Origin of the sequence: Desulforadius tongensis, assembly GCF_016907915.1 — a bacterium.
In the GTDB taxonomy this organism is placed as follows: Bacteria; Bacillota; Desulfotomaculia; order Desulfotomaculales; family Desulfohalotomaculaceae; genus Desulforadius; species Desulforadius tongensis.
In genome coordinates this window covers 12179-35742 of record NZ_JAFBCW010000015.1, presented here as the reverse complement: position 1 = coordinate 35742, position 23564 = coordinate 12179, and the positions used below count along the sequence as shown (strand labels likewise).

The window sequence follows — 23564 nt, the reverse complement described above, 5'->3', positions numbered from 1 at the left end:
CCACAGGCCCGGCACTTTTCAGCCCAGCTGCTTTTTGAATCGGCAAAGCAGCATTTTCAGAGGTCAAAATACTTTTGATACACTGAACAAAAGTAATTATATACCTGTGGAGCGGGGCATGTCAATTAACAAACCTTAACATGAATTTTTAAAGTAATTTGGCACCGTTTATAACCAGTTCAAAGTTGCACCCCAGGTGATTGGCGGCCCGGCGGCATAAAATCATTCGATCCAGGAATATTTCAAAGTACTCCATCACCGGGGTAATGGATATGTCAATGGACAGTTCCATTGTGATAATACGATTTTTTTCATTTACATAGACAAAGGCATGTTCCGCCGCATAATTTACCCGGTCATGTATATCAAAGGTGGCAAAATCTGTATTGCGCACCCGCGACCGGTGCACATCGGATTTATCGGCAAGAATTAAAGCAGCGGCAATGTGATTCACCGGTTGGCCGTACTGCTCTTCGTGATTGGCGATGGCTGATACTACGGTACAAACTTCCTCCGGCGGCATACCCATCTGCAGCAGGATGGGAAAGGCAATGTGGGCACCGGAAATACCGTGATCATTGCGGCTTACCACATTGCCAATGTCATGCAGGTAACCGGCTATGGCTGCCAGCTGGGCGTCACGCTCCGGGTAGCCCAGCTTCCTAATAATACTTTCGGCAATGCTTGATACCAGGTTGACATGCCGGTAGCTGTGCTCTGTAAAACCCATGGAACCCAAAAATTCATTTCCTTTTCTGATACAGGTATCTATAACCGGGTTTGCTTTTACATCATCTAAGGTAACCAAAATCAATACGCCCTCCCTCGTAAATTAACAATTTAATTTAGAAAAAAGAGTAGACTGCGTCTACTCTTTTTTCTCATTATTTGACCCGTTTGCTTTTTTGCGTACCTGGCCAATAGCATTCTTTAAAAACTCCACCTTTACGTTGTCCCCCAGCCGCAGCACCACCGTTTCTTCTTTTATTCTTACCACGGTGCCGATAATACCGCCAACTGTGGCCACCTCATCGTGAACTTTCAGCTCGTTTATCATTTTTTGATGTTCTTTTTGACGCTTTTGCTGAGGCCTGATAAACAAAAAATAAAGCAACGCAAATAACGCCACTACGTAAATAACTGACACCACTTGTGGATTCAAAACAAAACCTCCCTTCAGTCAAGCAAAATTAATAAAAATGCTACTACCAGTTTCTGCTTAATAAGGTTTTTTTCCTGCTTTTATGCGGGTAAATTTTTTTATTTTTCCTGATATTGATCAAAAAAACGGTTGCGAAATTCCGGCAGCCGGTCATTTCTAATTGCTTCTCTTATTTTTTCCATTAATCCAAGGATAAAATACAGGTTATGCCAGGTTGTCAGGCGAATACCCAGCACTTCTCCCGCTTTTAACAGGTGCCTGATGTAGGCCCGGGTGTAGTTGCGGCATACGTAGCAGCCGCAGTCTTCATCAATGGGTCTGAAGTCCCGGGCATAACGGGCATTGCGTATATTTAGTTTGCCGTACTGTGTAAATACCGTACCTGTACGGGCGGTACGGGTGGGCAGCACGCAGTCAAACATGTCTACCCCGCGCATAACCCCTTCTATCAAACAGTCCGGTGACCCCACGCCCATTAAGTAGCGGGGCTTCTCCACCGGTATAAGGGGAATGGTATATTCCAGCATTTCGTACATCAGCGGCTTTGGTTCTCCCACCGAAAGGCCCCCGATACCGTAGCCGGGGAAGTCCATTTCAATAAGCTCTTTGGCACTTTGTTCCCGCAGGTCTTTATATACCGACCCTTGAATAATACCAAACAGCGCCTGATCCTCTTTATGATGGGCTTTTTGGCAGCGCTTGGCCCAGCGGGTGGTTAACTCCAGGGATTTCTTGGCATAACTGTAATCACAGGGGTAAGGGGCACACTCATCAAAGACCATTGCTATGTCTGCCCCCAGGGCCATTTCTATCTCCATCACCTTTTCCGGTGTAAAAATATGCTTTGAACCATCTATGTGGGAACGGAATTCAACCCCTTCTTCAGTAATTTTGCGCAGTTCCCCCAGGCTGAAAACTTGAAACCCCCCGCTGTCTGTAAGAATTGGGCCGTTCCAATTCATAAAACGATGCAGTCCCCCGGCCTGCTGTACCAAATGGTGGCCGGGGCGCAGGTACAGGTGGTAGGTATTGCTCAGCACCAGGCGCCCACCCACCTCTCGCACTTCATCCGGTGTCATGGTTTTTACTGTAGCTCGGGTTCCCACCGGCATGAAAATGGGTGTTTCCACCTCCCCGTGGGGAGTATATAAACGGCCCAGCCTGGCCCTGGTTCTGGTGTCCTGTTTTATGATTTCAAATCTTACCGGTGATTTCATAACGCCCTCCATATCAAATTATCAGCATAGCATCGCCAAAACTAAAAAACCTGTATTCTTTTTTTACTGCCTCCTGGTAGGCGGCCATGATTTTTTCTCTGCCTGCAAAGGCTGATACCAGCATCAGCAGTGTTGATTTTGGCAGGTGAAAATTGGTAATTAACCCGTCAATACATTTAAATTTATATCCCGGGTAGATAAATATATCCGTCCATCCTTTGGCCGGGTGAATTTCGCCATCTTCACCGGCCGCCGTTTCCAAAGTTCGCACACTGGTGGTACCCACTGCTATAACCCGTCCGCCCCGTTCTTTGGTTTTGTTTATTATCCCGGCAGTTTCCGGTGTAATTTCGTAATACTCCCGGTGCATTTTATGTTCCCTGATATCCTCCACCTTTACCGGTCGGAAGGTGCCAAGGCCCACATGCAGCAGCACCCTGGCCACGTTTATTCCCTGCTGCTGCAATTGCTGCAGCAGTTCACGGGTAAAGTGCAGCCCGGCAGTGGGGGCCGCCGCCGAACCCTCCCGCTGTGCATAAACTGTCTGGTAACGCTGTTTATCCTGCAGTTCTTTTTTTATATAGGGCGGAAGGGGCATTGTGCCGATGCGATCCAGCAGTTCCAAAAACTGCCCGCTGTAGGTAAACTCCAGTACCCTTCCACCGGTATCGGTACTGTCTATTATATCGGCTTCCATTAAAACCCGCCGGCCGTCATCAAATACAATGGTATCGCCCACTTTAGCCCGCCGGCCGGGTTTCACCAGTACTTCCCATCGGCTGCCTTCCAGCTGTTCAAGCAGCAGCACTTCTATTTTGGCCCCGGTATTTTTGCGCCGGCCGTATAACCTGGCCGGCAGCACCTTGGTATCGTTAATAACCAGCGTATCTCCCGGCCGCAGGTACTCTCCAATGTGATTAAACTGCCGGTGTTCAATTAACCCGCTTTCCCTGTGCAGCACCAGCAGTCTTGACCGGTCGCGTTTACTAAGGGGTTCCTGGGCTATTAGTTCTTCCGGCAGGTGATAATCATAGTCTGTGGTTTTATACATACGCTCTTTTACACTCCATAGTTGTATTCTAAATTTACACCACTGTAGTAGTATTGCAAAATATCCTGGTAACTATAACCTTCCAGCGCCATTGCCCTGGCACCATATTGACTCATTCCCAATCCATGGCCCCAGCCGCTGCCGGTAAATGTAACTGACCTGAGGTTTTTATCCTGGTCATACTGCTTATCCATGGTAAAAATGCTGCTTTTCAGCCCCAGCAGGTAGCGTACCCGGTCGGCATTATAGATCTCTTCTTCTTTTATTTTTCCCTCCCGGTCGATGCCTTTAACGCGCATCACTTTAACCCTTGCTCCCACTTTATCCCGCTGCACTTCTTCTATGTCCAGCACTTTAGTGTAAGGATATCCCTTGGCAGTAAACCGTTCAGCCAGTTGTTCGGCAGTTAAGTTAACTGACCAGTTGTAGTGTTTTTCGTTATAATCATAGGGGTCTTTTTTCGCCTTTAAATAGGGAATGTCTTCTTTCCAAACTTCAGCACAATTACCTGTATAGCCCCCACTGCTGGAGTGAAACACAGCCAGTATTAACCGGCCTTCGTAGGTAAGAACTTGTCCCCTGGTTTGCTGCACTGCCATTGTGGTTTCCGGTGTTTCGTGGTCATAGCCATGGTACACCTGGTTGTACTGGTTGGCCAGAATGTCAAACCCGTACGCCAGGTACTGTCCCCTGGAATATAGGGCGTAGGTGCGGGCCACCACCGCCTGGGCCTTCAGCGCTTCCTCCGGCCACTTATGGGGCATCTCGCTGGGCACCACACCGTAAAGGTATTCCTCAAAGGGCAGGTCATTAATGGCTGTGATGCCCTTTTCTCCCAATCGAAAATCGAAATCACCCCGGTAGCGCCCTGCTTTATCCCCTGTATATAATGTAACCAATTGTAATTCATCGTTAACCCGCAGGCTGCTCAAACCGCCGGCAGACAGCAGCGTATATTTGGACATATCTTCAGGCAGCGGGGTTATTTCCCCGCTGGCGTCGATAACGGTTAAGCCCCTGCCGCCGGTTCTTTTGGCCAGCGCCCCGCTGCCGCTAAGAATACTGGCTTCCCGGTTTATTTTCTGCACCACCAGCGGGCCGCTGTAAACACCTATCTGCCGGCCATCACAGCTTAATTTAATCAGCGGTTCTCCACCCCGGTCAATCATTTCCACCGTGTAACGCCTGTTAGGTTCTGCCAGTGCAATCATTTCACCATTGTAGCCGTTTAACAGCCTGTATTTGCCCTGTACGGCAAACTGCAGTTTCTCTGCTTCCCGCACTATTCCTATGCGAATGGTTTTAGGAATTACTGACACCCCCCGGCCCTCGGCGGCGGGTTCTTCCCTGGTTAAATAAATAACTGACAAAGCTGTGATTATCACAAATAGACCTATATATGTAAAAAAATTTCTTTTCATTTTTCTACCCCCATTTGATAATGCTGGCATTTAAAGCATAAGCTTAATACTTCGACAAATGTTTCCTGTTTCCTTGCAGAGGTAGAAAAATCAAGGCTGCAAACCGCCATGGAAAAATTATCCTGCTTAAGCCCGTCTTTATTCCGTTCGGCAGCTGCGCACTGAAAAATGCTCGCTTGGCGCTGTGAATATTATCTTGTGAATATTATCTTCTAAAAAATATATTTGCCAAAAAGGTAAGCAGCAGGCTTAGAAGTATCATGCTCACTACCGGAAAATAAAAAGTAAAGTTTCCTTTTTGTACGTAAATGTCTCCCGGCAGCCGGCCGAAGTTTAAAAACTTCCCCGCTCCCATCATCAGCCCGCCAATAATTATTAGAAACAGCCCCAACACCAGTACCATTTTACCCATAGACTGAAGGGGATCCAAGCTGCTTCTCTCCCTTCTTTTTCTTATTCTTAGGCATGTAGCGCTCCTTTTCGCTGTATATGCAGCCGCAGTACTGCTGGGTATAGTGTCCCGTTTCCTTGGCTTTCATATAGGCCTCTTTGAACCCGGGTCTAAAATCCACGTAGTAAAAGGGTACGCCATATTTTTCGCCCACCGCTTCGCCTATCTCTTTCAGCATTTGGTGTTTTTGAAAGGGACTTACCAAAAGGGTGGTGGTAAAGGCATCAAACTTACCCCTGCGGGCGATTTGCGCTGCCCGGTTCAGGCGCATGCTGTAGCAGTACCGGCAGCGATTGGCTTCCCGGTGCACCACGTTTTGCAGAAAACCTTCTAAATCGTAGTCATCTTCAATAATGCTTTTTATTCCCTCTTTTTCCATAAACCACTGGTAGTTGTCTTTTCTTTTCTGCCATTCTGTATATGGATGGATATTGGGATTGTAAAAATGTCCTACAATGTCAAAGTTTTCGTTACGCAAATATTCCAGCGGGTAAATGGAACAAGGCCCGCAACAGCTGTGCAGTAGAATTTTAGGCATGATGGAATCACCTTTCTTTTTTACATTTGCACACCGCTTAATCCCACAATTTACGCTGCCCGTCATGCTGCTTGGGCAGCGGTATCCCCAACTGGCGGTAGGCATTTGGAGTGGCCACCCTGCCCCTGGGAGTTCTGGCCAGCATTCCCACCTGTAACAGGTAAGGCTCCAGCACATCTTCCACAGTGCCCGGTTCTTCGCTTATTGACGCGGCCAGGGTATCCAGTCCCACCGGCCCGCCGCCAAATTTTTCTATTATCGCCCTCAGCAGCCGGCGGTCAGATTTGTCCAAACCTAAAGAATCCACTTCTAAAAACCGCAGCGCTTCATCCGCCACTTCTGCAGTTATCACTCCACCGGCCCTAACTTCCGCGTAATCACGAACACGTTTCAACAGCCTGTTGGCTATTCTGGGAGTGCCGCGGGACCGGCGGGCTATTTGTTCCACCCCGCCGTCACCTAATTTAATATTTAAAATACCTGCCGACCGGCGCAGTATCTCAGCCAGTTCTTCCGGCCGGTAAAAATCCAACCTGCTGATTACCCCAAACCGGTCTCTGAGGGGCGAAGTTAACAACCCGGCTCTGGTGGTGGCTCCCACCAGTGTAAACCTGGGCAGATCCAGGCGGATGGAACGGGCACTGGGTCCTTTCCCAATGATTATGTCCAGGGCAAAATCTTCCATGGCCGGGTATAAAACTTCTTCCACCGAACGGCTCAACCGGTGAATCTCATCTATAAACAGCACATCCCCGGGATTAAGGTTGGTTAAAATAGCAGCCAAATCACCGGGCCGTTCTATGGCCGGGCCGGAGGTGGTGCGCATACTTACCCCCATCTCGTTGGCTATAATGCCTGCCAGTGTGGTTTTCCCCAAACCCGGGGGACCAAACAGCAAAACGTGATCCAGCGTTTCCCCCCGCCCCAGGGCAGCCTTTATAAATATATCTATGGTTTCTTTAACCTTTTGCTGTCCTATATATTCCCCCAGCCGCCGGGGCCTTAACCCGTTTTCTATTTCTTTGTCTTCGCCCCCCGCTGTCGGGGATACCAGGCGCTCATCCCTTTCAATCATTAAATTATCACCTACTCCGGAAAGGTTAATTTTACCGCTGCTCCTTCATCAAATATTTAAGGGCTGATTTAACCAGCGCTGAAACATCAGGCGGATTGCTGCTGTCAGCGCAGGCCAATTTTACCGCCTCCGCCGCTTCAGATTGGCTGTAACCCAGGGCCATCAAGGCAAATTCCGCATCTCTGTGCATTGAACCCTGATGTTTTATGTTTGGTGCTGTCTTTTTCGCCGCCGCTGGTATGCTGCCCAGTTTATCCTTCAGCTCTAAAATAAGCCGCTGGGCAGTTTTTTTACCGATGCCGGAAACTTTGGTCAGAGCGGTTACATCTTCATTAGCCATAATTTCTCTTATACTGCCCGGTTGATACGTTGAAAGCAGCGACAGTGCCCCTTTGGGGCCCACCCCGGAAACCCCCAGCACCGCGGTAAAAATGAATAACTCTTCCTCTGTTTTAAAACCGTACAGCTGCATACTGTCCTCCCGCACCACCATATGCGTATGCAGAAAAACTTCCTCCCCCACCGGAGGCATGTCGGCCAGGGTGGCGCTGGAAACCAGCAGCTGGTATCCCACACCGTTAACATCCAGCACCACTTTCCCCGTTGACTCTGCTGCCAGCTTACCGCGCAGAAAAGCAATCATAACGACACTCTCCCCACATTTTTAGCATGGTGAGCATGACAAACGGCCACCGCCAGGGCATCTGCCACGTCGTCGGGTTTTGGCACCACAGCCAGGTTGAGCAGTGTTTTAATCATGTATTGAACCTGTTTTTTGTCAGCACGCCCATACCCCACCACCGATTGTTTCACCTGCAGCGGTGTGTACTCAAAAACCTTTAACCCGGCATTGGCACCGGCTAAAAGCGCCACTCCCCGGGCATGCCCCACCGCCATGGCGGTACGGGTATTTTTATTAAAAAACAATTCCTCCACCGCATATTGATCCGGTTTATGCCGCTTTATCAGTTCAGTTAAATCGCTGTACAGCGTATGTAAACGGTCATATAACGGCAGCCCCGCCTTGGTGCGAACAGCACCGCATTCCACCAGCTTAAAACTGTTACCGCAATAATACACCAGCCCGTAACCGGTAATGGCGGTGCCCGGGTCAACTCCCATAATTAACATCAAACACATTCCTCCATCAGTCAGTTAAAAAGAACAGTTGTTCAGGTACATTATACCACCTGCCGGGAAACACTGCCACCAATCATTTTACGGCCGTCAGCTCAGCTCATCAATATTTTCTAAAACGGCATACAGTTCTTTATCCCCTGCAAATTCCAGCTCCTGTTTTAATTTAGCCTGCAGCTCCGGTTTCTGTTTGTCAAATTCCATACCCTGTTTAAGCTTTTGGTATAATGGCCGGGAAAGTTTTTCCACCGGTTTGTTTTCAACCACATTTATCAACAGGGTATTAACCCCCAGCGGCCCTTGAAATACCGCCAGTTTGCCGTTGTAAATGCCCAGATGGCGGTAGTGCCGGTGCCGGGGACAAAGTGCATTAACCTTTCTGGCCAGCACCAACTGGTACGGGGAATCAAAGCGCACCTGCCAACCGTCGGCAGCAGAAAACATGTTTAACAAATCATCTTTCCCCATGCCCACCAGTGCATCTCCGGATTCAACCGACAGCTCTGCCGCATCGCCGCACAAATAAATATTTTGTTTATAAACTTTTGTTCTTTTTGTTACCACCAGGTTTTCCAACGCCGCTTCCTCGGTGGCCCAGGATGGATTCACCACAGTATTATTTGTCCAGTTAAATATCGCGTTGGTTGCCAGGTAGGCCGAGGTTACCATTACCCCCACTAAAAAAGCACTGACCGCAGCCAAAATTAACCTACGCCACAACACGGCTGAATACCCCCTAAGAATGCCATTTATCTAATTAGGTATTATTATTTCCAAATATCTTAGGGTTGATACAGTTCTTTAAAATCCCTTAACATAGTACAGGTTGTTAGAATACAGTAATTAAAAATCAGCACTTTGTGGGGGAAAAGAACATGCTTAAATTCATTTTTAAGTTCCCACCTCTCACCATTCTGGCCTGGCATATTAAACAAGTTTTTAGAAAAAAATAAGGGCTCGCCATCTTTGAGCCCTTATTAATTCTTATTTTTCCATTTCAAAGTTGGAGTACACGTCATCCACATCATCGTGCTCCTCCAGCACTTCCAACAGCTTCATCATTTTTTCCGCCTCTTCACCCTGCAGTTTGACGGTGGTTTGAGGTATCATGGTTATTTCCGCTTCAGCCACCGGTATATTTTTAGCTTCCAGGTTTTTATATACCTCGGTAAAATCATCCGCTGCGGTATAAATCTCGTAAACGTCATCTTCAACCTTCATGTCTTCCGCCCCGGCTTCCAGCACCATCATCATCAAATCATCTTCTTCTATTCCGGCATTTTCTTTTTCCACCACCAGCAGACCCTTGCGGTCAAACATCCAGGATACACAGCCGCTTTCACCAAGGTTGCCGTTATGCTTGGAAAAAATATGACGTATTTCACCGGCAGTGCGGTTGCGGTTATCGGTGGTGATATTCATCAGCACCGCCACGCCGCCCGGACCGTAACCTTCGTATACAATTTGTTCCAAATTGGAAGCACTGAGCTGGCCAGTACCTTTTAAAATAGCTCTCTCTATCTTATCTTTTGGCAAATTGGCCTCTTTAGCCTTTTCCAACGCTGCCTTTAATCTCATGTTTCCGGCGGGGTCGCCTCCACCCAATTTAGCTGCCAAAATAATTTCTTTAGTTAACCTGGTAAATATTTTGCCTCGTTGAGCATCTACTTTGGCCTTTTTACGTTTAATATTAGCCCATTTAGAATGGCCGGCCATAGCAACCTCATCTCCCTACTTTGTGAAAATTTTTTCTTTCCTATTTATATATACATTACTGCATATCTATATTTTATTTTATTATAGATAACTAAGTAACTCTGTAATTCTAATTTGCTGTAACCGGCAGAAACAAAAATGCCGTTACAAAAATGTATTTATGGCTATTAGGGTTTAAAATTCCGGTGGAATGGGGGGCATATGTCTTTTATGCTCACTTTGACGGTGCAGTTGGTCCACTATTCTTTTTACCCTTGGTTCCGCTTCACCGGTGAGAATATAGCGGTCCAATTCACGGTAAGTTACACCCATCTCTTCCTCATCGTCATGTCCATGCCATAAACCGGCAGAGGGTTTTTTATCTATAATTGGCTGCGGCACTCCCAAGTACCTGGCCAGTTCGTACACCTGGGCCTTTACCAAATTGGCTATCGGTAAAAGATCGCATCCTCCGTCACCGTACTTGGTATAAAATCCAACGGTGATTTCCGCCTTGTTGCCCGTTCCCACCACCAGACCTTTATATTTTGATGCATAAAAGTACAGGGTAGTCATGCGCAGGCGCGGTTTAATATTAGCAAAGGCCAGATTTTGTTTGTTTTTTTCATAAGGTTCATCGGTTAATCTTGCCACCAATGCATCAAAAACCTCATCCAGTACAACCTCTTTAACCGGTATGTTAAAAGCCTCAGCAACCATTCTGCCGTATTTGGCATCATCCGGATTGCTGTGACAGGGCATAATTACACCATAAGTGTCATTTGGTCTAACACGCTGACAAAGCCCCGCAACCACGGCAGAATCAACCCCACCGCTTAACCCTACTATAAAACTCTTGGTACCCGATTCCTTCAGCTTGGCCTCCAGCCATGCCGAAAGCTTGTCTGCCACTTCATTTACTACCAAGGCAAACCCCTCCACCATTTTTCGATTTACAAAGATAATCTTAACACAGCCCGTACTTTAAGTGCAATTAAAAATAATTATATTTGTATTTAGTATGTGACATTGTGCCAAGCGCTAATTCACAGCATGCTAAATACCATTTTCTTTACAAGCCAAATTACGCTAAAAAAAGGGGTTGCTTAAACTCTTAACTAGCAGTACAATAATACTAAATTGGGAACTGTTTGAAAATTTAAATTTAATTTAATTTGTTGAAAATTGTTTTCCATTTGACATTTCGGCATCTCTATATCTGCATCGATTTTTTGACAGCGGCTGTCCCTGGAAGCATGTACATCTTACCCTCCTCAATTTAAAACATCCAGTTAGCCAGAGGGTTGCATTAAATTTTGTCATGAAAGGTGGTGTGAACCGGCTGGAAGTTAATTAGTCAACCAGTAACAAGTAGTGTACCAGCACTAATTTAAATTTAAGCGGAAGATGCAAGAAAGGGGGATCTGACTGCATGGGTGCAGAATGCAACTGCAATTGTCAGGCTGATTCCAACAAAAAAATTGATGAACTGATTTTAAAATACCGTGGTAATCCCAATGGCCTGATTGTGGTATTGGCAGCCATTCAACAGGAAATGGGTTATCTGCCAAAGGATTTAATGATTAAAGTAGCTGAAGAATTAAATGTCCCGCTTACCGATGTTTACGGCGTTGCCACTTTCTATGCCGCTTTCACCTTAAGACCCAGGGGTAGGCACAGCATTAACCTCTGTTTGGGAACGGCATGTTACGTAAAAGGTGCCCCTGAAGTACAGGCAGCCATTGAAAAGGAACTTAAAATTAAAGCGGGTGAAACCACTGAAGACCGTCGTTTTACCTTTGATGTTGTCCGCTGCCTTGGTGCGTGCGGTATCGCTCCGGTAATGACAGTGGACGGCGAAGTACACCCGCGTATGACTCCGGAAAAAGTTTCCGAAGTGCTATCAAAATACGAATAAAACCTCCAGGGAGGTGAAGATATACAAATGACATTTCAAGAACTGGAAGAAATTAGAATTAAAGCCAAAAAAGCTTTAGCCGCTCGTTTAGGTGAAGAACCTACCGATGAATACAAGTATCATGTACTGGTTTGCGGTGGTACGGGTTGTCACTCCTCCGGTTGTCAAGCAGTGGCGGATGCGCTGGAAAAAGCCCTGGCAGATGAAGGTTTGAAAAACTCTGTCAAGCTGATTCAAACCGGTTGTATGGGGGCTTGTCAATTGGGACCTGTTGTAATGGTATACCCCGGTGCATACCATTACTGCAGTGTTAAGCCGGAAGATGTGGCAGACATAGTTAATGAACACTTGAAAAACGGCAGGTTTGTTGAGCGCCTCTGCTACCGTAACAGCAAAGGCGAGCTGCAGGCAACCATGCCGGAAATGGATTTCTTTAAAAAGCAGCATAAGATTGCCCTGCGCAACTGCGGTTTAATTGATCCCGTTTCAATAGAAGAATATATCGGCATGGATGGTTTTGCCGCCCTGGCCAAAGTTCTGAAAGAAATGAGCCCGCAGCAGGTTATTGACGAAGTGAAAAAATCCGGCTTACGCGGCCGCGGAGGTGCCGGTTTCCCCACCGGTTTGAAGTGGCAGTTCATGGCCGATCAGCAGGCCGATCAAAAATATGTAATCTGTAACGGTGACGAAGGTGACCCCGGTGCCTTTATGGACAATGCGGTACTTACCGGCGACCCCTACTCCGTAATAGAAGCGATGACCATTTGCGGTTATGCCACCGGCGCCACCAAGGGCTACGCTTATATCCGTTTAGAATACCCGCTGGCCATTAGGAATTTCAAAAAGGCCTTGGAAGTTTGCCGTCAAAAGGGACTGCTGGGCAAAAACATTTTAGGCACTGACTTCAGCTTTGATATTGAAATTCGCGAAGGTGCCGGGGCCTTTGTATGCGGTGAAGAAACCGCTTTAATGGCCTCCACCGAAGGTAAACGCGGTGAGCCCAGACCCCGTCCGCCGTTCCCCGCCGTTTCAGGTTTATTTGGCAAGCCTTCCAATATAAACAACGTGGAAACTTGGGCCAATATCTGCCCCATTATTTTAAAGGGTGCTGACTGGTACTCCGGTATCGGCGTGGGCAAGTCCAAGGGTACTAAGGTATTTGCCTTGGCTGGTAAAGTTGTTAACTCCGGCCTGGTGGAAGTTCCCATGGGAATTAAACTGCGGGAGGTCGTAGAAGAAATCGGCGGCGGTATAGCCAGCGGTAAGAAATTTAAAGCAGCCCAAACCGGCGGACCCTCCGGCGGCTGCATCCCGGCTGAGCATTTTGATACCCCGCTGGACTACGAAACTCTGGCCTCACTGGGTTCCATAGTTGGATCCGGCGGACTGATCATCACCGACGAAGACACCTGCATGGTAGACCTGGCCAAGTTTTATCTCGGTTTTACCCAGGATGAATCCTGCGGTAAGTGTACACCCTGCCGCATCGGTACCAAGCGGATGTTGGAAATTATGGAACGCATATCCAAAGGGCTGGGACGTGAAGGCGATATTGAACTGCTGGAAGAACTGGCATATATGATTAAACAATCTGCACTTTGCGGGTTAGGTCAAACAGCCCCCAATCCCATTCTCAGCACTTTGAAATACTACCGGGATGAGTATGAAGCTCACATTAAAGATAAAACCTGCCCGGCTGGCGTGTGTAAAATTAGAGGCGCTAAAAAAGCCACCTCGTAGGATAGGAGGGAAAACTAGGCATGGCAACAGTAACTTTAACCATTGATAACCAGAAGGTGGAAGTTGAACAGGGTACTACCATCCTGGAAGCGGCCAAAAAAGTCGGCATCGAAATACCCACCCTCTGCTACATGAAGGACATCAACGCCATCGGTGCCTGCCGCATCTGCGTGGTGGAAGTGGAAGGTGCCCGCGCACTGCAGGCTGCCTGCGTAACCCCGGTAGCTGAGGGTATGGTAGTGAAAACCAATTCCGAACTGGTTCGGAAATCACGTAAAATGACGCTGGAACTGATTCTTTCCGACCACCCTGCCGAGTGCCTTACCTGCTTAAGAAACACAAACTGCGAACTACAGGCCCTGGCAGAAGCCTTTGGAATAAAAGAAGTGCGCTTTACCCGCGGCGCTGCTAAAAGTGCCAAAATCGAGGATATTGACGACTCTTCACCTTCAATTGTTCGCGATCCGCGCAAGTGTATACTTTGCCGCCGCTGTGTTGCCGTCTGTGAAAAGGTACAGGGCGTTAAAGCCATCGGACCGGTTAACCGCGGCTTTGAAACGATAATTGCCCCGCCCTTCGGACAGGGGCTGATGGATGTTAACTGTACTATGTGCGGGCAGTGCTCGCTGGTGTGCCCCACCGGTGCCATCACCGAAAAAGACGACACCGACAAAGTATGGGCCGCCTTATCCGATCCCAATAAACACGTTGTGGTACAAACAGCCCCTGCTACCCGTGTTGCCATTGCGGAGGAATTCGGTAAGGAACCCGGCACCATCAGCACCGGCAAAATGGTGGCCGCATTGAGACGCCTGGGCTTCGACAAGGTATTTGACACCGACTTTTCCGCCGACCTGACTATTATGGAAGAGGGTACGGAGTTAATCCAGCGCATCACCACCGGCGGTACATTACCGATGATTACCTCCTGCAGTCCCGGTTGGATTAAATACATTGAGCATTACTACCCAGACCTGCTCCCCCACCTCTCCACCTGTAAGTCACCGCAGCAAATGCTGGGAGCACTAATTAAGGACTATTATCCCAAACATGCTGGTATTGCCGCTGAAAACATTTACAGTGTGTCCATTATGCCCTGCACCGCCAAAAAATTCGAAGCCCAGCGGGATGAAATGGCAGACAGCGGGTACCAGGATGTTGATGTAGTTCTCACCACCCGGGAACTGGCCCGCATGTGCCGCAACGCGGGTATCGATTGGGATTCCCTGCCGGAGGAAAACTACGATGACCCGCTGGGCATATCCACCGGTGCCGCAGTTATCTTCGGGGTTACCGGCGGTGTTATGGAGGCCGCCCTGCGCACCGCTTACGAGTTAATTACCAAAGAAGAACTGCCTGACATTAACTTCACTGCTGTACGCGGTATGGAAGGTATTAAAGAAGCCACCGTTAAAATTGGCGACCTGGATGTTAAAGTGGCGGTGGCTCACACCCTGGGCAACGCCCGCAAGCTGCTGGATCTGATTAGAGAGGGCAAGGCCGATTACCACTTCATCGAAGTTATGTGCTGCCCCGGCGGTTGTATCGGCGGCGGCGGCCAGCCCATTCCCACCAACCTGGAGGTTAGGTTGGCCCGTATCGCCGGAACTTACAAGATAGATGAAGACCTGCCTATCCGCAAGTCCCATGAAAACCCGGCCATCACCGCCCTCTATAAAAACTACCTGGGTGAGCCGCTGGGCGAACTGTCCCACAAACTGCTGCATACCCACTATGTACCCCGGGGTGTATATCGCAAGCCGGAAGGAATACCGGAAGGCAGCGATCACTAACCGGTCAGCTGTAAATAAAGTGTTTAAAAGCCCGCCATCATCCGGCGGGCTTTTACATCAGCAGCTCATCCACAAACTGTCAATTATTTAAACACCTAAATTGAAAGGAATTTTTTTAATTCTATCGAATAATGTAGTCAATTTATTTTTTATAAACACTTGTCCACTCATCAAGGAGGTGGTTCTCTACAGGCTCTATTTATCACTTTAATATAATAAATATAAGAGTTATATAATGAGGAGGTATTTTAATTGGCAAAACGTGAACAATGGGGTACCCGGGCCGGGTTTGTTCTGGCTGCAGTGGGTTCTGCCATCGGTTTGGGCAACATCTGGCGCTTTCCCTACATGGCAGCGGAAAATGGCGGTGGAGCGTTCTTTATTCCTTACTTATTTGCCCTGTTAACCGCGGGAATTCCTATTTTAGTGCTCGAATTTGGTATCGGTCATAAATTCCGCGGCTCTGCTCCTCTCACCTTAGCCAAGTTAAACCGCAGGTGGGAATGGCTCGGTTGGTGGCAGGTTTTGGTATGTTTCTTTATTGCGGTCTATTACGTAGTTATTATTGCCTGGGCTATTTCCTACGTGGGCTACTCTTTATCCCAGGCTTGGGGAGATGACCCGGGAGGTTTCTTCTTCGGTCAATTCCTTGGTTTAACCGAAGGGCCCTTTGATCTGGGCGGACTGCGCACTAATATTTTATTACCCCTGTTAATAGCGTGGGGTGTTACCTTCTTGGCCCTGTTTGGCGGCGTAAAAGGCGGTATTGAAAAGGCAAATAAAATTTTAATGCCCGTTCTTTTCATCATGACCATATTAATGGCCGTTCGCGGCGTTACACTGCCCGGTGCTGCGGAAGGTTTGAATTACTTATTCCAGCCGGATTTCAGTAAAATTTTAGATTATAAAATTTGGACCGCAGCTTATGGACAAATTTTCTTTACCCTAAGTATTGCTTTTGGTATTATGATCGCTTATTCCAGTTACCTGCCCAAGAAATCCGACATTGTCAACAACGCGTTTATGACCGCATTCATTAACTGCGGTTTCAGTCTGCTGGCCGGTATTGCCGTATTTGGTGTTGTTGGACATATGGCCCTTATCCAGGGAAAACCGGTGGCAGAAGTAGCAGGCAGCGGCGGTGTTGGTATGGCATTTATCTCGTTCCCTGCCGCCATTAGCACCCTGGGCAGCTTGGCACCGTTATTCGGTATTTTATTCTTCCTGTCTTTAACCTTTGCCGGCTTGTCTTCGTTAATATCCATTAATGAAGCTGCCATAGCCGCTTTTATGGACAAGTTTAACTTAGCCCGCAAACCAGCTGTAATTATTTATACCGCAGTGGCCACTACCTGCAGCCTGCTGTTTGCCACCGGAGCGGGGCTGTACATTCTGGACATTGTAGACCACTTTATCAACAGTTTCGGCATTGTATTTGGCGGCTTAATCGAAGTTATTCTCATCGGCTGGTTGTTTAATTTGAAGTCCATTCAAGATCATGTCAACCCCATTTCCGAACTCAAGGTGGGCAGCTGGTGGCAGTTTGCCCTGAAAATTATTACACCGGTGGTACTGGGTTACATGGCAGTTATGAACCTAAAGGGAGATTTAACCACCCCCTACGGCGATTATCCCCAAGATGCCCTGTTATGGTTCGGTTGGGTTGTAATGGTTGTTGTAATAGTTGGTGGTTTCCTCCTGTCTGCCTTGAAGTGGAAAGACGAGCAGTCTTTAATTAAGGAGGTAGAATAATATGTCCGGTAGTGCCATCGTCATGATGATATTTGCCATGGTTATGCTGTGGGGTGGTGCCGCGTACTGTATCAACGTGGCTATGAAAAACAGACATAACTAGTAATCGAAACCCTGATCAGTAATTTGATCAGGGTTTTTGATATTATTAAAATTATTTTTCCAGCATTGTTTCACTTAAACTGCCGCCCCCAAGCAAACCACCCGGTATGCTGACCCAGGTTTCCGGCACATCACCCACAATAATACTTTCGGTCAGGGGAACAACGGTATGTACATTAATGTCCCTTTGGTAAAAGGGAACGGCAATTGCTACTCTAGTTTTTAAATCCAATGTTATTTGATGCCTGGTCTGGTTAATACCGGTGGAATCAAATTTATCTGATACAAGAACATTAACACTTCCCACGGGCAAAATGCTGACATTAATGCGCGGGCCAAAGTCTGCTAAAAAGTGGCTGCCCATGGTTTGGCCCAATGATATTTCTATGTTTTCATGTTCAATCTGCCGCAGTGCCTTGTCCACTTCCAGCGTTATGTCGGTGGCCAGCTGGTTTATTCGTATCGTGTTGGCCTGCATCATTACAATTTTGCCGCTGCTGTCTTTATGTAAATTGATTAAATCTTCATAGCACACATTTTCTTCCGCCACTTTTTGCTGCACCGCTTCACTTACCACATCATTAACCATCAGGTTGGCTCTGGATTCAGCAATGGCAATGATGCTGGGGCGCAGATTTTTATCCACATACCAGTATATCAACCCAACGGAAACTATCAGCAGGACAATAAAAAAGGTTGTACCGGAGATCCGCCGCCTTCTTTTAAACATGCACTCACCTCCAGTTTATATATATGTGCGTTTAGTTCTTAACGTGATAGTTTTGCGGCATAAAAAATAAGGAGTTGTGAGCTGCCGCGGGCACAAGGCTGCGCGGCTTCCAGTGGTAACTCCAAGCCTTCTGTATGAAACAGCGGCTTCTCGTTTATTGACATTTAAGATGGCGATAGTATAATAAAGGCAAACCTAAAATAATACATGGAGGTTTACCTTTATGGAAAAAATAATCGGAATTAACGAGGCTCGACCTAAATTATCGTCATTAATTGAAACTTTGGATAAACCAGTAATAATAACGGTAAATTCGGAACCTAAAAGTGTTCTCTTGCGATATGACGAATACATCAGGCTTTACAAGGCAGAAAAAGAGAATAAACAGTTAGTTTTGAAGTTAGCCGTTGAAAAGGCTAGGGGGCAAGCTGAAGATGCCGGATTAACCGAATGTGATGTAGCAAAAGAGATAGCGAACTATAGAAAGGCAAAAAGAGGTAAGAATGAATGAAGGTTGTAATTGATACCAACGTACTAATTTCAGGACTTATTTCTTCTAAAAGCCATCCTGCCCAAATTTTGGATTTATGGATGTCTAATTGTATTATTGTATGTATAACTGCAGAAATAGTTGAAGAATACATTTCGGTTTTATTAAGACCAAAGTTTAAAGGCATAGGCTCGCCGCAAGAAAGGTACGAAATAATATCCGGATTAGTTGAGTTGGAGCACACCAGCGTAGTTAATCCTGATTTTCGTATAAAAGCTATTGTTGAAGACCCGGATGATAATATTTTCTTAGAGTGTGCGTTAGAGGCCAAAGCAGAAGTAATTATTTCTGGCGATGAGCATTTGTTGAATTTGAAAGAGTTTGAAGGCATAAAAATACTTAAGCCAATCGAATTTTTATCCAAATTTTGTTAGTTTTAGCCAGATAACGGCCTCAAACCATTAATATACCTGCATTTTTGCGAAGAGTAAAGGGGGGGTTAGGGGAAAAACCCCCCGGCGGTGCGAAAAAAACGCTTGTCAATGCAGGTTAATTTGGGTAAAACTATTGTATATATTTAACACATGCAAAGTCACGTGCCTTAGTAATCCTTATACCAATTTAACAAACTTCCTCTTCCCTACTTTGATAACGGTTCCCGGTTCCGGGGTGAATCTCAGGTTGGGATCCGTTACCAACTGCCCGTTTATCTTAACCGCATTTTGCTTAACCATTCTTCTGGCCTCGCTGCTGCTTACCACCAACTTGGCCTGCACCAGCAGTTTGGGCAGCACTACCTGGTCACCTTCTTTTACCTCACCTGTTACTTTAAACTGCGGAATTTCTTCCGGCAGTTCCCTCTTTTGGAACACCCGCTTGAAGGCTTCTTCTGCCTGCCGGGCTTCTTCTTCTCCATGGTAAATGGTAACTATCTCCCTGGCCAGGCGCATTTTTACATCCCTGGGATGCAGGCGTCCATCTTTTAAACCCGCTTCTATCTCCCGTACCTCTTCCACCGGCACCCGGGTCACCAGTTCAAAATAACGCACCAGCAGTTCATCGGGCATAGACATAACTTTACCGTACATTTCGCCGGGGGCTTCATTAATACCGACATAGTTGTTCAAACTTTTACTCATTTTATTGACGCCGTCTAAACCTTCCAGTATCGGCATCATTAAGGCCACCTGCGGTTCCTGCCCATATTCCTTCTGCAGGTGCCTGCCCATCAGCAGGTTAAATTTTTGATCCGTTCCCCCCAGCTCCACATCCGCTTCCAAAGCCACCGAGTCGTAACCCTGCATTAACGGGTAGAAAAACTCGTGAATACTGATGGGCAAATTATTCTTATAACGCTTGTGAAAGTCATCCCGCTCCAGCATCCGGGCCACGGTATATTTGGCAGACAAATTAATTACATCCGCAAAGGTTAACGGTGCCAACCATTTGCTGTTGAATTCCACGCGGGTTTTCTCCGCATCAAGAATTTTAAATATCTGTTCTTTATAAGTACGGGCATTGGCCAGCACCTCTTCTTCCGTCAACTGCTTTCTGGTTTCAGACTTACCGGTGGGATCACCAATGCGACCGGTGTAATCACCAAGGATGATAATCACCTGGTGGCCAAAGTCCTGAAATTGACGCAGTTTCTGCAGCACCACCGTATGTCCCAGGTGAATATCCGGTGCAGTGGGATCCAAGCCCAGTTTTATTTTCAGCGGCTTATTGTCCCGGATAGACTTCTTTAACTTTTCCACCAGCTCATTTTCCGGTATAATCTCCACCGCCCCACGGCGAATTTCTTTTAACTGTTTTTCTAAATCCTGTTCTATGTTAGGCATAACAGCACCGGCTCCTTTCAGATTAACATTGCCAAAATGCTAAACATAAAACATTATACCAAAATGTTACAAGCCGTGACAAGGCAGGTAAAAATTATCTACAAAATATTTGTACCGCTGTGTTATAATCGATTATGAACGATACCAGGCCGAAGGAGGATTTACCTTGGCTAAGAAAAAACGCCGTAAAAAACTCAACGTCATGCGTTTGGCCTTATTAATTTTATTTTTAGTTATTATGGCCGCCAGTGGTGCCGCTGCTGCCCTGGTCTACAGCAGTGTAACCGATATGCCCACCTTTAATCCTGAAGATATAAACTTTTCTGCTTCCACTGACATTTACGATGAAAACGATAATTTCGTGGCCAGAGTGGGTGTGGAAAACCGCGAACCGGTGGACATCGACGATGTGCCGGAAATAGTTAAGCAGGCTTTTTTAGCCGTAGAAGACAATCGTTTTTATAAGCATCACGGTATAGATCCATACCGCATCCTGGGTGCAGCTTGGGCTGACATTAAGTCCGGCAGTCTTAAAGAAGGAGCCAGTACCATCACCCAGCAGTTAGTTCGCCAATCCATTGACATCGGCAACGCTAAAAGTTTTAAACGCAAAATCCAAGAAGCTATCTTAGCAGTGCAAATGGAACGGCATTTTACCAAAGATGAAATACTGGAGAAATATCTCAACGGTATTTACTTGGGTGAAGGGGCCTACGGCATTCAAGCCGCCGCGCAAACCTACTTCAGCAAGGACGTAGGCCAGTTAACACTGGAAGAAGCGGCGCTGCTGGCCGGTCTGCCCCAGGCCCCCAGTGCATATAACCCTTTCCAAAACCCTGAAGACGCCAAAAAACGGCGCAATATTGTACTGAATCAAATGGTAAAATGCGGCTATATCACCGCCAGTGAGGCCGAAGAGGCCAAGAAGAAAGAAATTGTATTAAATGAAGGTAAGGTTTCCCCGGTTAATTATCCATACCCTTATTTTATTGATTACGTTATCGATGTGCTAACAGATCCCAACGGGAAATTTAAACTGAATGCCAATGAAGTGTATAAAGGCGGCCTGCGGGTTTATACCACTTTAAATCCTAAAATGCAGGAAGCAGCTGAACAGGCCATGGCTAATGACAACAACTTCCCGCCGGCATACGAAAAAAATGGTGAACTTATCAAACCAAACGGTGCCGCCGTAATTTTTGAACCCAAAACAGGTTATGTTAAAGCCCTGGTGGGCGGCAGGGAGCATCAGAACCGGCGGGCTTGGAACAGGGCCACTAAAGAACAGCGCCGCCCGGGCTCCATCTTTAAGCCCATTATCTCTTACAGTCCGGCCATTGAATTTTTAGGCAAAGGACCGGCTTCCATTATTGACGACGCGCCGTTAACAGGAAAATATGCTCCGCCAAACTACGATAGGCGCTACCGCGGGCTGATTACAATGCGTAAAGCATTAACCAAGTCCATCAACGTGGTATCGGTAAAATTATTGAAAGAAGTGGGCACGCAAAGGGCCTTTTCCTACGCCCAGGGCCTGGGCTTTGGTAAAGAACACTTTGCACAGGCGGGCTTATCTGCCGCGCTGGGCGGTTTAACCCACGGGGTAACACCGCTGCAGATGGCTGCTGCCTATGGCGCCTTTGCAAACAACGGTATTTATACCGAACCCATCGTAATAAGACGGGTGGAAAAATTAGATGGCACGGTGCTGTTTGAAAATAAACCGGAAAAACACTGGGCCATGAAGCCAACCACCGCTTGGTTAATCACCGACATGTTAAAAGATGTTGTCCGGTACGGCACCGGCACCGGGGCCCGTATAAACGGACGCATCATGGCCGGTAAAACAGGTACCGTTGATGACGGTAGAAGAGGTACTTCCGACATCTGGTTTGCCGGGTATACCCCGGATCTGGTAGGGGTCACCTGGATAGGTAATAAGGATCAGAGAAATCCCTTAAGAAGAGGGAAGTTTACACCCTTTGGCGGTACTTATACCGCATTTTTATGGAAGGAAATGATGACCAAGGCGTTGGAAGGAATCCCCAACCGGGACTTCCCCATGCCCCAGGGATTGGTTAGAGCAACGGTGGACAGCAAATCAGGTAAGCTGCCCGGTCCCCATACCCCGGATGAGCACAAGGTTACCGATTGGTTTGTCAAGGGCACCGTACCCACCGAGATAGATGATACCCATGTATTAATGGAGGTTTGTGCCGAAACCGGCAAGCTGCCCAATGAATTCTGTCCCGACAGGATAACCAAAGTATTTGTTAAGCTGCCTTATACAGTCAGTGAAAAGGTAGAAGATTATGCGCTGCGGGCTCCCACTGAAATGTGCGATGTTCATACGGCAGAAAATTCAGCAGGCTGGCTGCCGGGTTTAGATAACCCGTGGGCCCCACCGGCAGATGAATTGGAAACATCAAAGGGGCACAGCAGCCAGGCAGTAGAAAATCCTGCTTTCCAAAATAAAAAGAACCGCGGTAAAGATAAAGATATAAATACAGAATAAAGGCAGGCCTTAAGGGCCTGCCTTTATTCTGTATTTATATTTTGAAAAGGTTATCTTACTGAGCCGCCTGCTTTTCATCCCCTGGTGGTGCCATCTATAGCATGAATGTCTGCCCTGAAAAATGCTGCGGTTCTAAGCCGGTGACTTTTGCAAAATCGGCGAATAAAAAAGCCGGCACAAGAAATCTAACGTGCCGGCTTTTTTATTCACGGTAATTATCCTCTAAGTCAGCCAGGATGCCAGTTTATCCGGATCAGCGATGATAATATTCCTGTTCTCCAGTACAATGCTCTTTTCCCTTTTGAAGGTATTGAGCAGGCTGGTTACAGTTTGCCTGGAGGCGCCAATCATACTGGCGATTTCCTCATGGGTAAGGGGCAGGTTGATTTGAATACCATTCTTGGTTCGTACCCCCGCCCGTTCTCCCATTTTCAACAGCATCAGGGCCAATCTGCCGGGAGTCTGCCAGGCCACCATTTCGTGAATGATGCCTTCGGCATCCCTCATTCTGGCTGCCAGCAGTTTGGATATTTTTATTCCCAGAAAAGGCTGCCGGGCTAACAGTTCTTCAAATTTATTCTTGTGCAGTACCACCAGGGATGAATTTGTAATCGCCCCGGCAAAGCACGTTCTTTCCGTTCCCAGCAGCGTTTCTGCCAGTCCCATCAGTTCCCCGGGACTGCGCATGCTGCCCACCGTTACCCTTTTGCCGTCTGCAGACAGCCTGTAAATTTTCACATAACCGCTCTCTATCAAATATACACGGTCGGAAACTTCCCCGGCTGAAAAAATATTATGGCCTTTAGAATAATATACCGTTGTACCTGCTTCCCGAATCATCATTTTTTCTACATCGGTTAAATCCGGTGGTGCTTCTACGATACTGCTGCCGTTAATGCTCATTTTGTCAACATCCTCCCGTGATTTTCCTTACAA

24 protein-coding genes are annotated in these 23564 nt (G+C 47.1%); 8 read left to right on the top strand and 16 right to left on the bottom strand.

Annotated features, from left to right (window positions below; translation table 11 throughout):
* Positions 1–148: 148 nt before the first annotated feature.
* From JOC37_RS07415 to nadE, 13 genes are all read right to left on the bottom strand, one after another.
* Entirely contained in the window at positions 149–811 is a 663-nt protein-coding gene (locus tag JOC37_RS07415; protein ID WP_204617638.1) for an HD domain-containing protein, read from the bottom strand.
* 57 nt (positions 812–868) lie between these two features.
* Positions 869–1162: a preprotein translocase subunit YajC gene (yajC, locus tag JOC37_RS07410; RefSeq protein WP_204617603.1), complete on the bottom strand. Its 294-nt coding sequence runs from the start codon at positions 1160–1162 to the stop codon at positions 869–871.
* Positions 1163–1260: 98 nt separating this feature from the next.
* Positions 1261–2379, bottom strand: a complete 1119-nt coding sequence (tgt, locus tag JOC37_RS07405; protein WP_204617601.1) for a tRNA guanosine(34) transglycosylase Tgt — start codon at positions 2377–2379, stop codon at positions 1261–1263.
* A 13-nt stretch (positions 2380–2392) separates the two neighbouring features.
* Positions 2393–3430: a tRNA preQ1(34) S-adenosylmethionine ribosyltransferase-isomerase QueA gene (queA, locus tag JOC37_RS07400; RefSeq protein WP_204617599.1), complete on the bottom strand. Its 1038-nt coding sequence runs from the start codon at positions 3428–3430 to the stop codon at positions 2393–2395.
* Between the two features lie 8 nt (positions 3431–3438).
* Positions 3439–4851: a SpoIID/LytB domain-containing protein gene (locus JOC37_RS07395; RefSeq protein ID WP_204617598.1), complete on the bottom strand. Its 1413-nt coding sequence runs from the start codon at positions 4849–4851 to the stop codon at positions 3439–3441.
* 205 nt (positions 4852–5056) lie between these two features.
* Positions 5057–5281, bottom strand: a complete 225-nt coding sequence (locus tag JOC37_RS07390) for a DUF2905 domain-containing protein (protein WP_204617596.1) — start codon at positions 5279–5281, stop codon at positions 5057–5059.
* Complete coding sequence (locus JOC37_RS07385) at positions 5256–5840, bottom strand: epoxyqueuosine reductase QueH (RefSeq protein WP_204617594.1); 585 nt, start codon at positions 5838–5840, stop codon at positions 5256–5258. Before JOC37_RS07385 ends, JOC37_RS07390 begins: the two co-directional genes overlap by 26 nt.
* A gap of 37 nt (positions 5841–5877) precedes the next feature.
* A complete protein-coding gene (gene ruvB / locus JOC37_RS07380; protein WP_204617593.1) occupies positions 5878–6915 on the bottom strand; it encodes a Holliday junction branch migration DNA helicase RuvB in 1038 nt (345 codons plus the stop codon).
* A gap of 31 nt (positions 6916–6946) precedes the next feature.
* A complete protein-coding gene (gene ruvA / locus JOC37_RS07375) occupies positions 6947–7558 on the bottom strand; it encodes a Holliday junction branch migration protein RuvA (RefSeq protein ID WP_204617591.1) in 612 nt (203 codons plus the stop codon).
* The gene (gene ruvC, locus JOC37_RS07370) at positions 7555–8046 is read right to left on the bottom strand and encodes a crossover junction endodeoxyribonuclease RuvC (RefSeq protein ID WP_204617636.1); all 492 of its coding nucleotides are present in this window, start codon (positions 8044–8046) and stop codon (positions 7555–7557) included. The genes ruvA and ruvC overlap by 4 nt, the downstream gene beginning before the upstream one ends.
* A gap of 96 nt (positions 8047–8142) precedes the next feature.
* The gene (locus JOC37_RS07365) at positions 8143–8775 is read right to left on the bottom strand and encodes a BofC C-terminal domain-containing protein (RefSeq protein WP_204617590.1); all 633 of its coding nucleotides are present in this window, start codon (positions 8773–8775) and stop codon (positions 8143–8145) included.
* A gap of 261 nt (positions 8776–9036) precedes the next feature.
* A complete protein-coding gene (locus tag JOC37_RS07360) occupies positions 9037–9768 on the bottom strand; it encodes a YebC/PmpR family DNA-binding transcriptional regulator (RefSeq protein WP_204617588.1) in 732 nt (243 codons plus the stop codon).
* A gap of 174 nt (positions 9769–9942) precedes the next feature.
* Positions 9943–10674: an NAD(+) synthase gene (gene nadE, locus JOC37_RS07355; RefSeq protein WP_338017358.1), complete on the bottom strand. Its 732-nt coding sequence runs from the start codon at positions 10672–10674 to the stop codon at positions 9943–9945.
* 505 nt (positions 10675–11179) lie between these two features.
* On the opposite strand from nadE, the gene nuoE reads away from it, so the two are divergent.
* From nuoE to JOC37_RS07330, 5 genes are all read left to right on the top strand, one after another.
* The gene (nuoE, locus tag JOC37_RS07350) at positions 11180–11665 is read left to right on the top strand and encodes an NADH-quinone oxidoreductase subunit NuoE (protein WP_204617585.1); all 486 of its coding nucleotides are present in this window, start codon (positions 11180–11182) and stop codon (positions 11663–11665) included.
* A gap of 27 nt (positions 11666–11692) precedes the next feature.
* Positions 11693–13405, top strand: coding sequence for a NuoF family protein (locus JOC37_RS07345; RefSeq protein WP_204617583.1), 1713 nt, complete (start codon positions 11693–11695; stop codon positions 13403–13405).
* Positions 13406–13425: 20 nt separating this feature from the next.
* Positions 13426–15198, top strand: a complete 1773-nt coding sequence (locus JOC37_RS07340) for an NADH-dependent [FeFe] hydrogenase, group A6 (RefSeq protein ID WP_204617581.1) — start codon at positions 13426–13428, stop codon at positions 15196–15198.
* 252 nt (positions 15199–15450) lie between these two features.
* Positions 15451–16950, top strand: a complete 1500-nt coding sequence (locus tag JOC37_RS07335) for a sodium-dependent transporter (protein WP_204617580.1) — start codon at positions 15451–15453, stop codon at positions 16948–16950.
* A 1-nt stretch (position 16951) separates the two neighbouring features.
* Positions 16952–17053, top strand: a complete 102-nt coding sequence (locus JOC37_RS07330) for a methionine/alanine import family NSS transporter small subunit (protein WP_204617578.1) — start codon at positions 16952–16954, stop codon at positions 17051–17053.
* Between the two features lie 51 nt (positions 17054–17104).
* Here the strand turns inward: JOC37_RS07330 and yunB are convergent, their stop codons facing one another.
* Positions 17105–17782 (bottom strand): sporulation protein YunB, encoded by a 678-nt coding sequence (gene yunB / locus JOC37_RS07325; protein ID WP_204617576.1) that lies wholly within the window; start codon positions 17780–17782, stop codon positions 17105–17107.
* 223 nt (positions 17783–18005) lie between these two features.
* Here yunB and JOC37_RS07320 point away from each other — a divergent pair, with 223 nt between their 5' ends.
* Both JOC37_RS07320 and JOC37_RS07315 read left to right on the top strand, forming a co-directional pair.
* Complete coding sequence (locus tag JOC37_RS07320) at positions 18006–18293, top strand: type II toxin-antitoxin system Phd/YefM family antitoxin (protein WP_204617574.1); 288 nt, start codon at positions 18006–18008, stop codon at positions 18291–18293.
* Entirely contained in the window at positions 18290–18706 is a 417-nt protein-coding gene (locus JOC37_RS07315; protein WP_204617572.1) for a putative toxin-antitoxin system toxin component, PIN family, read from the top strand. Before JOC37_RS07320 ends, JOC37_RS07315 begins: the two co-directional genes overlap by 4 nt.
* Positions 18707–18883: 177 nt before the next feature.
* Here the strand turns inward: JOC37_RS07315 and tyrS are convergent, their stop codons facing one another.
* Positions 18884–20113: a tyrosine--tRNA ligase gene (gene tyrS / locus JOC37_RS07310; protein ID WP_204617570.1), complete on the bottom strand. Its 1230-nt coding sequence runs from the start codon at positions 20111–20113 to the stop codon at positions 18884–18886.
* Between the two features lie 166 nt (positions 20114–20279).
* Between tyrS and JOC37_RS07305 the strand changes: the two genes are divergently transcribed.
* A complete protein-coding gene (locus JOC37_RS07305) occupies positions 20280–22628 on the top strand; it encodes a transglycosylase domain-containing protein (protein ID WP_204617568.1) in 2349 nt (782 codons plus the stop codon).
* 222 nt (positions 22629–22850) lie between these two features.
* Here the strand turns inward: JOC37_RS07305 and JOC37_RS07300 are convergent, their stop codons facing one another.
* Positions 22851–23531, bottom strand: coding sequence for a Crp/Fnr family transcriptional regulator (locus JOC37_RS07300; protein ID WP_204617566.1), 681 nt, complete (start codon positions 23529–23531; stop codon positions 22851–22853).
* Between the last annotated feature and the right edge of the window lie 33 nt (positions 23532–23564).